This is a genomic window from Streptomonospora sediminis, from assembly GCF_054778995.1.
In genome coordinates this window covers 110,147-124,806 of the sequence record NZ_BAAGYZ010000072.1, presented here as the reverse complement: position 1 = coordinate 124,806, position 14,660 = coordinate 110,147, and the positions used below count along the sequence as shown (strand labels likewise).

At 70.8% G+C, this 14,660-nt stretch carries 11 protein-coding genes, 1 tRNA gene and 1 pseudogene; 8 read left to right on the top strand and 5 right to left on the bottom strand.

Annotation, left to right across the window (positions count from 1 at the left end; genetic code table 11):
- Positions 1-187 precede the first annotated feature (187 nt).
- The 5 genes and pseudogenes from ACYVD5_RS14955 to ACYVD5_RS14935 all read left to right on the top strand — a co-directional run.
- Positions 188-778: pseudogene (locus ACYVD5_RS14955) on the top strand (DUF501 domain-containing protein); the annotation flags it as partial.
- Between the two features lie 107 nt (positions 779-885).
- A complete protein-coding gene (locus ACYVD5_RS14950) occupies positions 886-1,917 on the top strand; it encodes a Ppx/GppA phosphatase family protein (protein WP_461001639.1) in 1,032 nt (343 codons plus the stop codon).
- Between the two features lie 427 nt (positions 1,918-2,344).
- Positions 2,345-3,724 (top strand): NAD(P)/FAD-dependent oxidoreductase, encoded by a 1,380-nt coding sequence (locus ACYVD5_RS14945; protein WP_461001638.1) that lies wholly within the window; start codon positions 2,345-2,347, stop codon positions 3,722-3,724.
- 116 nt (positions 3,725-3,840) lie between these two features.
- Positions 3,841-3,914: transfer RNA gene (locus ACYVD5_RS14940), tRNA-Leu, on the top strand.
- Between the two features lie 740 nt (positions 3,915-4,654).
- Entirely contained in the window at positions 4,655-5,494 is an 840-nt protein-coding gene (locus tag ACYVD5_RS14935) for a nitroreductase/quinone reductase family protein (RefSeq protein WP_461001637.1), read from the top strand.
- 585 nt (positions 5,495-6,079) lie between these two features.
- Here the strand turns inward: ACYVD5_RS14935 and ACYVD5_RS14930 are convergent.
- The 3 genes from ACYVD5_RS14930 to ACYVD5_RS14920 all read right to left on the bottom strand — a co-directional run bounded on the left by ACYVD5_RS14930 (position 6,080) and on the right by ACYVD5_RS14920 (position 8,436).
- Positions 6,080-6,415 (bottom strand): plasmid mobilization protein, encoded by a 336-nt coding sequence (locus tag ACYVD5_RS14930; RefSeq protein ID WP_461001636.1) that lies wholly within the window; start codon positions 6,413-6,415, stop codon positions 6,080-6,082.
- A gap of 78 nt (positions 6,416-6,493) precedes the next feature.
- A complete protein-coding gene (locus ACYVD5_RS14925; protein WP_461001635.1) occupies positions 6,494-6,652 on the bottom strand; it encodes a hypothetical protein in 159 nt (52 codons plus the stop codon).
- Positions 6,649-8,436, bottom strand: coding sequence for a PucR family transcriptional regulator (locus tag ACYVD5_RS14920; RefSeq protein WP_461001634.1), 1,788 nt, complete (start codon positions 8,434-8,436; stop codon positions 6,649-6,651). Before ACYVD5_RS14920 ends, ACYVD5_RS14925 begins: the two co-directional genes overlap by 4 nt.
- A gap of 137 nt (positions 8,437-8,573) precedes the next feature.
- On the opposite strand from ACYVD5_RS14920, the gene pruA reads away from it, so the two are divergent.
- Positions 8,574-10,199, top strand: coding sequence for an L-glutamate gamma-semialdehyde dehydrogenase (pruA, locus tag ACYVD5_RS14915; protein WP_461001633.1), 1,626 nt, complete (start codon positions 8,574-8,576; stop codon positions 10,197-10,199).
- 123 nt (positions 10,200-10,322) lie between these two features.
- Positions 10,323-11,249, top strand: a complete 927-nt coding sequence (locus ACYVD5_RS14910) for a proline dehydrogenase family protein (protein WP_461001632.1) — start codon at positions 10,323-10,325, stop codon at positions 11,247-11,249.
- Positions 11,250-11,453: 204 nt separating this feature from the next.
- Here the strand turns inward: ACYVD5_RS14910 and ACYVD5_RS14905 are convergent, their stop codons facing one another.
- A complete protein-coding gene (locus ACYVD5_RS14905; RefSeq protein WP_461001631.1) occupies positions 11,454-12,422 on the bottom strand; it encodes a TauD/TfdA dioxygenase family protein in 969 nt (322 codons plus the stop codon).
- A gap of 913 nt (positions 12,423-13,335) precedes the next feature.
- Between ACYVD5_RS14905 and ACYVD5_RS14900 the strand changes: the two genes are divergently transcribed.
- Positions 13,336-14,214, top strand: a complete 879-nt coding sequence (locus ACYVD5_RS14900; RefSeq protein WP_461001630.1) for a Bax inhibitor-1/YccA family protein — start codon at positions 13,336-13,338, stop codon at positions 14,212-14,214.
- Positions 14,215-14,340: 126 nt separating this feature from the next.
- On the opposite strand, the gene ACYVD5_RS14895 is transcribed toward ACYVD5_RS14900, so the two are convergent.
- The gene (locus tag ACYVD5_RS14895) at positions 14,341-14,586 is read right to left on the bottom strand and encodes a DUF4287 domain-containing protein (RefSeq protein ID WP_461001629.1); all 246 of its coding nucleotides are present in this window, start codon (positions 14,584-14,586) and stop codon (positions 14,341-14,343) included.
- Positions 14,587-14,660: the final 74 nt, after the last annotated feature.

The window sequence follows — 14,660 nt, the reverse complement described above, 5'->3', positions numbered from 1 at the left end:
GGCTCCCCGCTGCGGCGCGTCGGCGGGCCACCGCAACCCGGCCCGGCACCCGGCCCGGCACCCGGCCCGAATTCCGGGCAGGCGATCCGGCCCGGCGGTCCGGCCGGCCGCGGGGCCCGGCACATCCGGTGCGCAGCAAGGCCGGCGTGCGCGGCCGCCGCTGCCAGCGGCTACGCTGAATGGCGCGATGACTTCCGCCGAACACACCGCTTCCAGCGACCGCTCCGCCGCCGCTGCCAATTCCGGCGCCAACATCGGCACCGATGCCGCGGCGGTCGAGCAGCAGCTCGGGCGCACGCCGCGCGGCTTGCGGGCCGTGGCCCACCGCTGCCCGTGCGGCCTGCCCGATGTGGTGCGCACGGCGCCGCGGCTGGAGGACGGCACGCCGTTTCCCACGCTGTACTACCTCACCTGCCCGCGCGCGGCCTCGGCCATCGGCACGCTTGAAGCCGACGGGGTGATGCGGGGGATGCAGGACCGCCTCGCGGCCGATCCCGACCTGCGCGCGCAGTATGAGCAGGCGCACCGCGCCTACCTGGAGGACCGGGCCGAGCAGGCCCGCAGCGACGGCTCGGCGCCGCTGCCCGAGGGCATGCAGAGCGCGGGCGGCATGCCCGAGCGGGTCAAGTGCCTGCACGCGCTGGTGGCCCATGAGCTGGCGCGGCCGGGCACCAACCCCTTCGGCCGCGAAGCGCTGGACGCCCTGCCGCAGTGGTGGGCGGCCGGGCCCTGCGTGTGCGCCGAGCAGAGCGGCACCGGCGATACCAGCGGCACGAGCGCCACCAGCGATGCGGGCGGTCCGAGCGCTGCGGGCCGGGCGGGTCCGGGGGCCGCCGGCGGACAGCGGTCGGGCGGCGGAGAAAACGAAACCGAGGGGACGACCAGGTGACCACTGTTGCCGCCGTGGACTGCGGCACGAACTCCATCCGGCTGCTGGTATCGGCACTGATCGGGATGGAAGACGGAGAGGTCCAGCTCCTCGACCTCGAACGGCGCATGGAAGTCGTGCGGCTGGGCCAGGGCATCGACCGCACCGGCGAGTTCGCGCCCGAGGCCCTCCAGCGCACCTTTGCCGCGCTGCGCGAATACGCCGACCTGATGCGCGAGAACGGCGTCGAACTCGGGCCGGACACGGTACGCATGGTGGCCACCAGCGCCACCCGCGACGCCGGCAACCGCACGGAGTTCGCCGAAGGCGTCCAGGAGATCATCGGCGTGCCGCCGGAGGTCATCACCGGCGACGAGGAGGCCGAGCTCTCCTTCATGGGCGCGACCGCCGAGTTGGAGGACGCCGAGTCCGGTCTGGACGAGCCGTTCCTGATCGTCGACATCGGCGGCGGCTCCACGGAGTTCGTGCTCGGTTGGGGCGGCCCCGAACCGGCGCCCGCCGATGCCGGACCGGTGCGGGCCGCGCGCTCGGTCGACATCGGCTGCGTGCGCTTGGCCGAGCGCCACCTCACCGACGACCCGCCCACGGCGGCGCAGGTCGCCGCGGCCACCGCCGACATCGACGCCGCGCTGGACGAGGCCGCCGGGGCCGTGCCGCTGGAGCAGGCCGCGTCGCTGGTGTGTGTGGCCGGAACCGCCACCACGGTTGCGGGTATCGCGCTGGACCTGTCCGAGTACGATCCCGAGCGCATCCACCACTCGTGGGTGCCGGCTGCACGGGTGCACGAGATCGCCCAGGAGTTGCTGGCGATGACACACGAGCAGCGGGCGGCGATCGGCGTCATGCACCCGGGGCGGGTGGACGTGATCGGGGCGGGCGCGCTGATCCTCTCGCGCGTGGTCACCCGCACCGGTGCTGCCGGATTCGTGGCCAGCGAGCACGACATCCTCGATGGGATCGCGTGGGGACTGTGCCTGGGCTCGGTCGAGGCGCAGGACGCGGCCGCGGAAGGCGCCGAGGGCGCGTAGTCGGCGGCCGCGGGCGGGGTCCGCACGCGCCGCGCAGGTGTCCCGCCACTCGGCGGGGCCTGTGCATGCGGGCGGGCCCGTGACCAGCGGTGCGGCGCGGATCCGGGTGTGACGTCCGACGGCCTCCGCGGTGAGACGCGTCACCTGCGATCTGGCGCGTGAAAGCCTTCACAAGCGCCATGACCTGCGAAAACACCAGCTTGAGCGGCTCGATCATGGTCTAAACCTGTCCGGGGTCTCCCTTTTATGTTACGGGGGGCTTGTGAAAGAATGCACAAGCAGGCAGAGGGTGGACACCCTCGGATCTCCCGCAAAGAAGAGCATTTTTTCCGTCGAAAGCCGACAGGAACATGCCAGCAAACGAAGACTTACCGATCTTGGCGCCTCGGACCCGGGGCGTGGAACGGGACTCAAGGGCGGATGCGCGATGACCGAAGGCAGGAACTACCGCCTGGTGCACGGCGGCGGTGACGAGGCAGAGATCCCGCACGTACTCATCGTCGGCGGTGGGTACCTCGGGATGTACACCGCGAAGCGGCTGGAAAAGAAGCTGGGGGCAGGCGAAGCCCGCATCACCATCGTCGACCCCAACTCCTACATGACCTACCAGCCGTTCCTCCCTGAGATCGCGGCGGGCAGCATCTCGCCGCGCAACGTCGTCGTGCCGCTGCGCCGGGCCTTCAACCGCGTACGTGTGCTCACGGGACGGGTTATCCGCGTCGACCACGCAGCCCGTTCGATCGACTTCGAACCCACGGTCGGCGAGCCGCGCCAGATCTCCTACGACTACATCGTGATGGCGGCTGGCGCCGTCTCCCGCACGCTGCCCATCCCCGGTCTGGCCGACTGGGGCATCGGCATCAAGACGGTCGAGGAAGCCGCGTTCCTGCGCAACCACGTGCTGGAGCAGCTCAACATCGCCGACTCCACCGACGATCCGGAGATCCGGCGCAAGGCGCTCAACTTCGTCTTCGTCGGCGGCGGCTTCGCCGGTGCCGAGGCGATCGCGGAGCTTGAGGACCTCGCCCGCGACGCCACCGCGATCTACTCCTCCATCAGCGCCGACGACCTGCGCTTCTACCTGGTCGAGGCCGCCGACAAGATCCTCCCGGAGGTTGGCGCCGACGTCGGGGAGAAGGCGCTGAACCAGCTGAAGCGGCGCGGTATCGACGTCCGGCTGTCCACCTTCCTGGAGTCGGCCGTCGACCAGCGCATCAAGCTCAGCGACGGCAGCGAGTTCGACGCCGGCACTCTGGTGTGGACCGCGGGCGTCAAGCCGAGCCCGGTCGTGCAGGCCGGCGACCTGCCGCTGGGGCCCAAGGGCCACCTCGACACCAGCGAGTACCTCACCGTCAACGGTGTCGAGAACGCCTTCGCGGGCGGCGACAACGCCCAGGTTCCCGACGGCAACGGCGGTTTCTACCCGCCCAACGCGCAGAACGCGGTGCGCCAGGCCCCGATTCTGGCCGACAACGTCGTCGCCGCGCTGCGCGGCAAGGAGATGACCCGCTACAGCCACAGCAACCTGGGCGCCGTGGCCGGGCTGGGCCTGCACAAGGGCGCCGCCCAGCTGTTCGGCCGGGTCAAGCTGACCGGCCGGCTGGCCTGGTACGCCCACCGCTCCTACCACCTCTACGCGGTGCCGACCTTCAACCGGAAGATGCGCGTGCTGGCGGACTGGATGGTCGGTTTCTTCCTGCGGCGCGACTTCGCCGCCCTGCCGGAGATGGAAGAGCCGCGCCAGGCCTTCGAGAGCGCGAGCAAGCCCCAGGTGGAAAACGGGCAACTGCTACGGCGCGTTAGCTGAGCGCCCATACCACGGCAAAAACGGTCGGTCCGCCGGTGGGACCGGCCGTTTCGTCTGTTGACAGGCCGAAGCAGTGCGAATCCTGCTGAAACGGCCATCACCGGTATGATGGTGCCGCCCTCGTAGCCCAATGGTAGAGGCAGGCCCCCTAAAAGGGTCACGAGTGTCGGTTCGAGTCCGACCGGGGGCACCCGCGATTTCCGCCCGCCGGCTAGCAACTTCGCAGGTCACAGGCTCCCGGAACCAGGTGTCCGACCGTCTGCCGCCGCCTGCGGCCCGCCTGGCGCGGCCCCTTCACGGCCCCTTCGGCCGCACACTCGGCACCCTCCGGGCATGCTGGGCTTGCCGGACATCCACCCCCGTTCCGGGCGCGCTGTGGGCCCCATTCGTCCGCCAGGCGGTCCACGGAGTCCGTCAGACGGTTCACACTGGCCGCAGGATGGGCCGCCGGACCGTGGTGGCCGGGTCCGGCCGCTCCGATTGACAGTCCGTAACCGATGGGTTTGGATTGTTGCGTGCCGATCAGTGCGTTTCGGCCCCATTTGCGGCAGAACGCGCGCGGCACCGTACTCGAAGGGGTTGATGTCGTGAGCATCGCAATCACAGGCGCCGCGTAATCTGACACGCCGCGCTCACGCGTCGTCCCCGCCCCGGTGATCCGCTGCGCGCTAGCAGCCGGTCCGAGCCCTCTCCGCGTCCGCGTCCGCGCTTGCCCCCTGGCGTCGCGGCGCGTTGCCCGGTGGTCTGCGCTCAACCTCCACCCTGTTGCGCCGCCGCGCTCCCGGCGGACGGGCCGGCACGTGCGCGCCGAAGACCCGAACCGCGCACCTTCCCCGCGATCCCCGCGGCGCGGTTGCGTGCGCGCGTCTTTCCGACCGGACCTTCCACCCGCGCAACAGCGGATTCCACCAAGCTTGGAGCACGCATCGTATGACCGATGACCTGACAGATTTCAACCAGTCCATCATCGACGAGTTCCGCGCCAACCGCGGCCGGGTCGGCGGCATGTTCGAGGGGTCCCGCCTCCTGCTGCTGACCACTACCGGCGCGCGGTCCGGCGAGCGCCGCACCGTCCCGGTGGGCTACCTTCCCGACGGCGAACGGGTACTGATCATCGCCTCCGCCGGCGGTGCGCCACAGCACCCCGCATGGTTCCACAACCTGCTCGCCAACCCCCGCGTCGGCGTCGAGGACGGGCTCTTCAACTCCGAGGCCGACGCGGTCGTGCTGGAGGGCGAGGAGCGCGCCGCGATGTTCGCCCGCGCGGTCGAGGCCGACCCCGGCTGGGCCGAGTACCAGGCCAAGACCGAGCGCACCATCCCCGTCGTCGCACTGCACCGGGTCAGCCACGAACCCGTGGTGCAGCGTTTCGGCCAAGGACTGATCGCCATCCACGACGCCTTCCGCCGCGAACTGGCGATGGTCCGCGACGAGATCGCCCGCTCGGGCCCGGGCCTGGGCGCCCAGCTGCGGGTGAACTGCCTGACCATGTGCCAGGGGTTGAGCTACCACCACACCATGGAGGACACCGGCATGTTCCCGGCGGTCTCCGAGGCCCACCCCGAGCTGGCCGAGGTCATGGCGCGGCTGTCCCGGGAGCACAAGCGCGTGGAGGAGCTGCTCGACGAACTCCAGTCCCAACTCGACGGCACCGCCCCCGACCCCGGCGCCATCCGGACCGAGGTCGACCGCCTCACCACCGAACTGGAGGCCCACCTGTCCTACGAGGAGGAACAACTGGTCCCCATCCTCGACGGACTGACGCCGTGACCCGCTGAGCCCCACTGCGGCGGCCGGCACGGCCGAGCTCCGGGCAGATGCCGGAACGCGTCTGCCCGGAGAACCCTGCTGCGGGGTTCACAGCTCGATCTCACACAGCGATCACCTGTGTGTCGTGGCTGTGCAGCGCCGCGAGGTAGGCCGCCATGTCGTCGGGATCGCTGGTGAACACGACGGCTTTGCTATGTCTCATCGCGATCCAGGCGACTGAAGCATCAACGGCGTCGGGCCGTTTCTTTCCAGGTAGAGCGGCCGTCCCGAGCGCTGCTCCGATGCGCCGCAGGTCTTTGATGTCAGGCGCGGTCGAACAGCTCACACAGTCGTATTGTCCGGCGCTGGAGCGCCGAAGGGGCGGGGGCGATGATCTCGCCTGCGGGACCGTGCAGTCCTTCAGCAATGCACTCAACGAGTAGGCCAGGCCAGGGGAGGGGCGCCATGCCTGGATAAGGACGAGTCCCGGAACCACCGGGCGATGCGGTGCAACACCCCGGATGCTCTGATGGATTCTGACTGCCTTGGCTTTGTGCGCGGCGAGTGCTATGAGCATGCCCGTGTCATACACGGAGACGTGTTCGTTCACGCAGCGCTGCTTCCGGGGGAAGCACCGTCCTCGTCTGTCCCGAGGACGAGCCGTACGGCCCTGGCCACGTCATGGCGCTCTTCCTCTGTCAGCTCCCCGGGGCCATCGTCGTCGCCCGAAGCCTGTGCCAGCAGGCGCCCCTCCTCTTCGACGCGATCGATGAGTGCGTCGATCTCCTGGAACTTGTCCTCGATCGCCTCGGTCTCGGCCATCTGGCGAGTAGCCGCGTTCACGAAGTAGGCCGAGACGTCCATCCCGGCTCGTTCGGCATGCGCCCTTATGCGTTCGGCCTGTTCGGGATCGAGGCTGATGCTTATCCGTACCTTGCTCATGGCATGAGCATAATACGGGTATTACATCGCTGTCCTGTTCTCACGGCATCGGCCCACCGCGAATCTCGTCGCCTCCGCCTACCTGTCCAAGTCGTCGAACATTTCCTCGGCGCTGTTGTAGACCGTGGTCTCGCCCGCAGAGATCTGCCGGGAAGCCTCCCGTTCTCCCTCCTGCCACTCCTCGGTCCAGAACCACTGCTGGTCGGCGGATGCCGCGTCATAGCCCGGGTTTGTCATGTGCCTCGCTCCAATAGCAGTTGCAGATGGGTGAACAGCCGCTGGGTCGGGTCGGAGAGGTCGATGCCGCTGACCGACTCGGCTCGGCGGACCCGGTAGCGCAGGGTGTTGGGGTGGATGTGCAGGCGGGTGGCGGCGGTCCGGACGTCGCCGAACTCTTCCAGGTAGGCCAGTAGCGAGGCCACCAGTTCCGAACCCTGCGCGGCGTCGTGGTCGGCGAGGGCGGTGACCCGGGGGTCGCGCAGTGCCGGGGTGCCGCGCAGGTAGGCCAGGGTTTCGCTGATCAGCACCTGGGTGCGCACGTCCGACATGGTGGCGACATCCTTGGCCAGGTCGCGGCCCATCGCGTCCAGGATGCGGTCGGCTTCGGCGCGGGAGTCGGGGATGCCGGCCAGCGAATCAACGGGCGACCCCACGGCCCCCTGCACCGCCACCCCGAGCGTGGCGCGCGCAGCCTCGACCGCTTTGCGGGTCAGCGCCAGCACCGACGACTCCGTTGCCCGGCGCGCCGACTGCTCCGCTGAGGGCTGCGCCGCCCGGGGCAGATCGGGCAGCAGCACATAGATCCGTCCGCCGACCGCGGTGACCAGGGACGTTCGGCGGTAGGCGGCGGTGTGCACCGTGATCAGGTCCACCAGCCGCCGCCGGTTCAGCTCGCGGCCCGAGCGGTCCGTCTCGTCGCCGTGCCCGGAGTCGAGGTGCCCCTGCCCCGCCCCTTGGCGCGACAGCGCGAACGCCACCACCAGCGCCGGCCGGTCGGCGGTGACCTCGATCGTGTCGGCCAGCGCCGCCGCCTCGATGCGGCCTTCCAACAGGCTGGCCAGCAGGTCGTCGCGCAGGCGCAGCCCCACCGTCGTCGCGGTGCGGTGGCGCACCATGTGCAGCGCCGTCATCCGGGCCGCGCCCAGCAGCGCCTCTTCGGCGTTGTCGGCGAGCGGCCGCCCGCCCTCCTGCACCCAGATCGTGCCCAGCGGCTGCGAGCCCGCGTGGATGCCCACGGCCAGGCGGCGCCGGATCCCCAGTTCGGGATGCTCGTCGATGCGGACGACCTCCTCGCCCGCCCGCAGCCGCGAGAACACGCCCCACTCGCGCAGCAGCGCCAGGTACTGCTCGGGACCCTGCCGGCCCAGCACCGACAGCCGCCGCAGTTCGTCGACCTCTTCGCCGCTGGAATGGGCCAGCACCCGGCTGGCGGAGTCCTCGATGGTCACCAGGCCGCCGGTCAGCGCGGCGATGGTCTGCGCCAGCGAGTACAGGTCGCCGCCGGACTCGCCCAGGTCGGCCTCTGCGGTCAGCCGGGCATCGTCGAGCACACTGCGGCACAGCGACTGCAACTGGTCCCAGCGCACCTCGGGGCGCACCGCCAGCAGTGCCACCCCGGCCTCGCTGGCCTCGGTCCGCAGCAGCCCGATCTCCTCGCCGCCGCGGCGCACCACGGGCGCACCGCCCCAGCCCTGCGGCGGCGGGTAGGCGGGCTCGTCGGCGCGGACCTTCACGGCCACCGCCGCCGCACCGCGCCGGGCCGCCGAGCGCACCAGGTGCCGGGCGGCGCTGCCGCGCGCCCCGATCAGCAGCACCAGGTCGCCGGCGAACGCCTCGGCGTCGTCCTCGGGGTCGACGATGACCACATTGTCCACCCGCACATCCAGCCCCGCCGGCGCGGCCAGCACGTCCACGAGCGGGTCGCCCACGGCCAGCAGCAGTCGGCGCAGCGCAATACCGGCGCTCTCACCTGCGGTGCCCGGGTCGGCAGGGACGTTGGCGGGATCCGATGGCACATCCATGACCGCCTATTCTCGCCCATCCGGTTTGTTGTATCGGCCAAGCGCAGCCGACGAAGAGTGGCGTCCGCGACAAGGCCCGCCCAGGTCCGGATCTTCTACGTTTGTCCAGTTCGACCAGTAGATCCGAGGGAGGGCACATGGACGCCGTAACGAACGTCCCCGCACCGGTGAACGAACCGGTTCTGACCTACGCGCCCGGGAGCCCCGAGCGGGCCGAACTGACGGCCAAGCTCACGGAGCTGGCCAAAGACCCGGTCGAACTGACCATGGCGATCGGCGGCGAGCACCGCACCGGAGCCGGCGCCCGTGTCGACGTCGTCCAGCCGCACGACCACGCGCACGTCCTGGGCACCCTGGGCACCGCCACCCGCGACGACGCCCGCGAGGCGGTGGCCGCCGCCAAACGGGCCGCACCCGCTTGGCGCGCCATGCCCTTCGACGAGCGCGCCGCGATCCTGCTGCGCGCCGCCGACCTGCTGGCCGGCCCCTGGCGCCAGACCCTCAACGCCGCCACCATGCTCGGCCAGTCCAAGACCGCCATCCAGGCCGAACTCGACTCCGCCTGCGAGCTGATCGACTTCTGGCGCTTCAACGTCTCCTACGCGCGCAAGCTCATGGCCGAGCAGCCCTACAGCCCCGCCGGCCAGTGGAACCGCCTGGAGCAGCGCCCGCTGGAAGGCTTCGTCTACGCGGTCACCCCGTTCAACTTCACCGCCATCGCCGGCAACCTGCCCACCGCCCCGGCGCTGATGGGCAACGTCGTGGTGTGGAAGCCCGCCATCACCCAGCAGTTCGCCGCCCACTTCCTGATGCGGCTGCTGGAGGAGGCCGGCCTGCCCCCCGGCGTCATCAACATGGTCACCGGTGACGGCATCGAGGTCTCCGAGGCCGTTATGCCCGACCCGGAGCTGGCCGGCGTGCACTTCACCGGTTCCACCCGCGTGTTCCAGCAGCTCTGGCGCACCGTCGGCGAGAACATCGAGAACTACCGGTCCTACCCGCGCGTCGTCGGTGAGACCGGCGGCAAGGACTTCATCGTCGCCCACTCCTCGGCCGACCCCGACGTGGTGCGCACCGCGATCGTGCGCGGCGCCTTCGAGTTCAGCGGCCAGAAGTGCTCGGCCGCCTCGCGCGCGTTCGTGGCCCGCTCGGTGTGGGACCGCATCCGCGACGACCTGGTCGCCGAGGTGGAGGCGCTGCCCATGGGCGACGTCGCCGACCTCGGCAACTTCCTCGGCGCCGTCATCGACCGCCGCTCGTTCGACAAGCTCTCCGGCGTCCTGGAGCGGGCGCGCACCGACGACACGCTGGAGATCATCGCGGGCGGCACCGCCGACGACTCGGTCGGCTACTTCGTGCGGCCCACGGTGCTCGTGGGTACCGACCCGGACAACGACGTGTTCCGCACCGAGTACTTCGGCCCGCTGATCGCCGTGCACGTCTATGAGGACGGCGACTACGAGCGCATCCTCTCCGTGGTCGACAAAGGCTCTCCCTACGCGCTGACCGGAGCGGTGATCGCGAACGACCGCGCGGCCGTCGGCGCCGCACACGAAGCGCTGCGCTTTACCGCGGGCAACTTCTACGTCAACGACAAGCCGACCGGCTCGGTCGTGGGCCAGCAGCCCTTCGGCGGTGCCCGCGCCTCGGGCACCAACGACAAGGCCGGCAGCGCGCAGAACCTGGCCCGCTGGGCGAGCCCGCGCGCGATCAAGGAAACCTTCGTCCCGCCGAAGTCCTCCGCCTATCCCCACCAGGGCTGACAGGGCGGATCCGCCGCCGGCGCCCGCGGCCCGATCGGCCGCGGACGCCGGCGGCGCTCATCGCCGGCCGCACCGCCGGGCCCGCGTCCCGGGCAGGCGGGCACGTAGAGAACGAGGTCACACATGCTTCGTACGACACTCCTGGCAGCGGCGCGGTCGAGTACCTGCCGCACGCTCGTTGAGCGCGCCCCCGTCACCCGCGGGCTGGTGGCCAAGTACGTCGCCGGAGCGGCGCTGGAGCAGGCGCTGCCCGTGGTCGAGCAGGTCACCGGCGACCGGCTGGCGACCCTGGACCACCTCGGTGAGGACGTCACCGATGCCGCTCAGGCCCAGGTCACCGTCGACGCCTACACCCGGCTGCTGAGCGAGCTGGGCAACGCGGGGCTGGCCGGGCGCGCGGAGGTGTCGGTCAAGCTTTCGGCGGTGGGCCAGTTCCTGCCGCACGACGGCGAGAAGATCGCGCTGGAAAACGCCCGCAGCATCTGCGCGGCAGCCGAGGCGGCGGGTACCACGGTCACCTTGGACATGGAGGACCACACCACCGTCGACTCCACGCTGTCGATCCTCGCGGAGCTGCGCGCGGACTTCCCCCGGACCGGCGCGGTGCTGCAGGCCTACCTGCACCGGACCGAAGCCGACTGCCGCGATCTGGCTTCCGCGGGTTCGCGGGTGCGGCTGTGCAAGGGCGCCTACGACGAGCCCGCGTCGGTGGCCTACCGGGACAAGACCGAGGTCGACCGCTCATACGTGCGCTGCCTGCGCACGCTCATGGACGGCGAGGGCTACCCGATGGTGGCCACGCACGACCCGCGGCTGGTGGCCATCGCCCAGGCGCTGGCCGACCGTTCGGGGCGCGGTCCCGGCGACTACGAGCACCAGATGCTGTACGGCATCCGCGAGAACGAGCAGCGCCGCATCGCCGAGCAGGGCCACAGCATGCGGGTCTACATCCCCTACGGCGACGAGTGGTACGGCTACTTCATGCGACGCCTCGCCGAGCGTCCGGCGAATGTGGCCTTCTTCGCCCGGTCGCTGGTCAGCAAGGGCTGACCCGGCTCGGCCGCCCCGTGCCGGGCCGGCCGGGAGCGCGCCCGTTCGCCCCGCCCCCGTCCTGGGCGGGGCGGGCGGGCGCGCTGTGTATCCGCCGGTTCGGCCCGTTGCCGTTCCGCGGCGGTCCCGGCCCGCCGCGGAACGGCAACGGTCAGGTGTTCGGGGAACCGGCCGGGTGCCGGGTCCCCGGACTCCGGTAGCGGTCTAGTAGGGGCGGTCGCCGACGATGGCGACGCGCTCGGCCACCCGCGGGTGCGGGTGGTAGTCGTTGACCGCGTAGTGCTGGGTGGCGCGGTTGTCCCAGAAGGCGATGGAGTTGCGCTGCCACTGGAAGCGCACCTGGTACTCGGGCACGTGCGCCTGCTGGAACAGGTAGTGCAGCAGCTCGTCGCTCTCGGAGCGGTCCATCCCCAGGATGCGGGTGGTGAACGAGACGTTGACGAACAGCGTCTTGCGGCCGGTCTCGGGGTGGGTGCGCACAACGGGGTGGTGCACCGGCGGGAACCGGTCCTGCCACTCGCGCAGCCGGTCCTCGCCCAGGAAACGGGAGAAGCCGGGGATCACGTCGTGCTCGGCAACGGCGCCGTCGATGCGCGACTTGATGTCGTCGGGCAGGTTGTCGTAGGCGGCGGCCATGTCGGCCCACATCGTGTCGCCGCCCTGCGGGGGAACCTCCACCAGCCGCAGGATGGCGCCCAGCGCCGGTTCCTTGCGCCAGGTCACGTCGGTGTGCCACACGTTCTCGTAGCTCGGCGGCATCTTGCCCTTGGCGAACCGCGCAACGTGCGCGTCCTCGCCCTGGTCGATGAACGGGTTGGTCTCCAGGTCGCCCCACATGCGGGCGATCTCGGCCTGGCGCTCGGCGGTGATGGGCTGGTCGCGGAAGAACACGACCTTGTACTCCAGTAGCGCGCGGTGGATCTCGCTGCGCACGTCCTCGCTGATGGGCTCGCGCAGGTCGACACCGTGGATCTCGGCGCCGATGACTCGGCCCAGCGGGCGGACCTCGAAGGCAGTGTAGGGCTGCTCGCCAACGCCCTCGGGCAGTCGGCGCAGTACGCGCGGGCCCTCGACGATGGCTTCGTCGACGGTGCGGACTTCGCGCAGCCCTTCGGCCGCGGCGGCCGTGTTGGCCGTAGCGGCCGCGTCGGTCGCATTGGTCATGACGGACATGGATGCACTCTCCTTTTCGGGTGTGCTCGTTCCTGCAGGTCACCGCCCGTCGCGCACGTTAGCGGGCACGCAGGGCGGGGTCGGTGCGCCCGGCCGCACACGGCGCGCCGCGGTCATGCGGCGGCCCTGTGTGCCAGGGCGGGAGCTGGGCGGGCCCGGGCGTGCCGGCGGCATGCCGACACGGCTCGGGGGTGGAACGGCGGATAACGGGGGTTGTTCGGCGGCGCTTGTCCGGACGGGTCGAATACCGCGGTGGTCGGTTGGTGCGGCGGGTCGGCCAGGGGGCTCGGTCGTGTCGAGAGCGGCGGACAGGGCGGCGTGCGGCGGTCAGCGGCCCGGTGTGCGGGCGGAGCGGAACGCGGACAGTGCCGGGGCGGGAACAGTGCGGGACCGGGGCCTACAGCGCGGATCGGAGCCGAACAGGGGCGGCCGGGCCCGGCGGTTACCGGTGGCGGCGGGGCTCGGGCCGAACAGGGGGCCGGCACAGGGGCGGGTTCGGGCGCAGACCGGGACCTGGTCACCAGGTTCGTGACACACGTGCGGTGAAATCCGGAAAGCGGCAAGAACGCGGATCGGCCGGTTCGGCGAGTCGGCGGGCGCACGCGCAGGGCGGCGCCGGCCACCGGTGGTCAGCGGCGCGGCGGGGAACCCAGCCGGCCGCGAAGGCAGAGGATACCGGCGGTGCCGCGGCGCACTCCGACAGTGGTCTGGGGCCGACGCGAGGTCGGACGGAACCGGGGCCGCAAGAACATGTTTTCGAGCATGGGCTTCGCGGTCGCGGATTGTCAACCCTGCCCGGCGGCCGGCGGTACCCCGGAGATTCCGACCTGTGATAGGGAGCGGGAACCGCTGAGCGCCGCGGTGCGTTACGTTAACGGCACACCCGTCACGCCCTGGAAAGGCTTGCGCAGACATGCGGATGAGGAGTTCGAACCCCGTTCTCAAACGGGCTATGCGGTCCGGCCAGGCCGGCTACGGCCAACAGCCGTACGGCCAGGGCGCGCCGTATCAGGGATACCAGCAGCCGTACCCGCAAACGGGCCACGGCTACCCCCAGCCCGGATACGGCCCCCAGCCCCCCTCCCCGGCGGAGCGGCTGACCATCGACGACGTCGTTGTGCGCACCGCGATGACCCTGGGCATGGTCGTACTGACCGCCGTACCCACCTACTTCCTGGCCGTCGCCGGCAACCCGCTGGCGATGGGCCTGGCACTGATCGGCGCCATCAGCGCGCTGGTCCTCGGACTGGTGATCGCCTTCCGCCAGTCCACCAACCCGGTGCTGATCCTGCTCTACGGCGCCCTTGAGGGCCTGCTTGTCGGCGGCATCAGCGGCATCTTCGAGATGTCGCTGATGGCGCAGAACGGCTCCGCGATGGGCTCGCTGGTCACCCAGGCGGTGTTCGGCACCCTGATCACCGCCGGCGCGGTGCTGGCGGTCTACCGCTTCCGGATCATCCGGGTCACCAACACCTTCGTGAAGGTGGTCACCGCCGCGGCGGTGGGCCTGCTGGTCCTGCTGATGGTGAACTTCCTGGCGTCGATGTTCATCCCGGGCGGTTTCGGGCTGCGCGAGCCCTCGCTACTGGGCCTGGGTATCTCGGCACTGGCGGTCACCCTGGCCGCGGCCATGCTGATGATCGAGTTCCGCCAGGTCGAGGACGCCATGAACATGGGCCTGCCGCGCAAGTTCGCCTGGCAGCTCGCGTTCGGTATGACCGTGACCCTGGTATGGCTCTACATCGAGATCCTGCGGATGCTGTGGATCCTGAAGTCGCTCTTCAGCGAGTAGCGCCCGACCCCCGCCCGTGCGGCCGCGCCGCACGGGCACTCAAGACAACAGCGCCCCGCCCGGTCGATCCGGGCGGGGCGCTGCCGTGCTGTGGCGCGCCGCGCGGGCGGTGGGTCGCGGCTGACATCAGCTACGCGGGTTCGGGACGGGCGTGCGGTTGCGGCGCCGCCGGTCGTACTCCTGGACGATCGCCTGGGCGTAGCCGTGGCTGAGGTTGTACTCGTCGGCCAGCCAGTTGGAGCGTTCCAGGCAGCGGGTGAGGCCGGGGCCCTGTTCCAGAGTGTCGAACCACTCGCTGAGTTCGCGGCCGGTGACGGTCGGGATCCGGGCGATAAGCTGCGCGTGCGTCTCCGGCGAGTGGGTTACCGACATTGGCACCTCCGTTGGGTGGGTGGCACTTACCTGCGAGACTGCATCAGGATCACGGTTTGGACAAGACCTGGAAC

Coding starts and splice junctions, on each gene's coding strand:
- ACYVD5_RS14945 (WP_461001638.1), top strand. CDS start 2,345: ATGACCGAAGGCAGGAACTACCGCCTGGTGCACGGCGGCGGTGACGAG.
- ACYVD5_RS14935 (WP_461001637.1), top strand. CDS start 4,655: ATGACCGATGACCTGACAGATTTCAACCAGTCCATCATCGACGAGTTC.
- ACYVD5_RS14930 (WP_461001636.1), bottom strand. CDS start 6,415: ATGAGCAAGGTACGGATAAGCATCAGCCTCGATCCCGAACAGGCCGAA.
- ACYVD5_RS14925 (WP_461001635.1), bottom strand. CDS start 6,652: ATGACAAACCCGGGCTATGACGCGGCATCCGCCGACCAGCAGTGGTTC.
- ACYVD5_RS14920 (WP_461001634.1), bottom strand. CDS start 8,436: ATGGATGTGCCATCGGATCCCGCCAACGTCCCTGCCGACCCGGGCACC.
- pruA (WP_461001633.1), top strand. CDS start 8,574: ATGGACGCCGTAACGAACGTCCCCGCACCGGTGAACGAACCGGTTCTG.
- ACYVD5_RS14910 (WP_461001632.1), top strand. CDS start 10,323: ATGCTTCGTACGACACTCCTGGCAGCGGCGCGGTCGAGTACCTGCCGC.
- ACYVD5_RS14905 (WP_461001631.1), bottom strand. CDS start 12,422: ATGTCCGTCATGACCAATGCGACCGACGCGGCCGCTACGGCCAACACG.
- ACYVD5_RS14900 (WP_461001630.1), top strand. CDS start 13,336: ATGCGGATGAGGAGTTCGAACCCCGTTCTCAAACGGGCTATGCGGTCC.
- ACYVD5_RS14895 (WP_461001629.1), bottom strand. CDS start 14,586: ATGTCGGTAACCCACTCGCCGGAGACGCACGCGCAGCTTATCGCCCGG.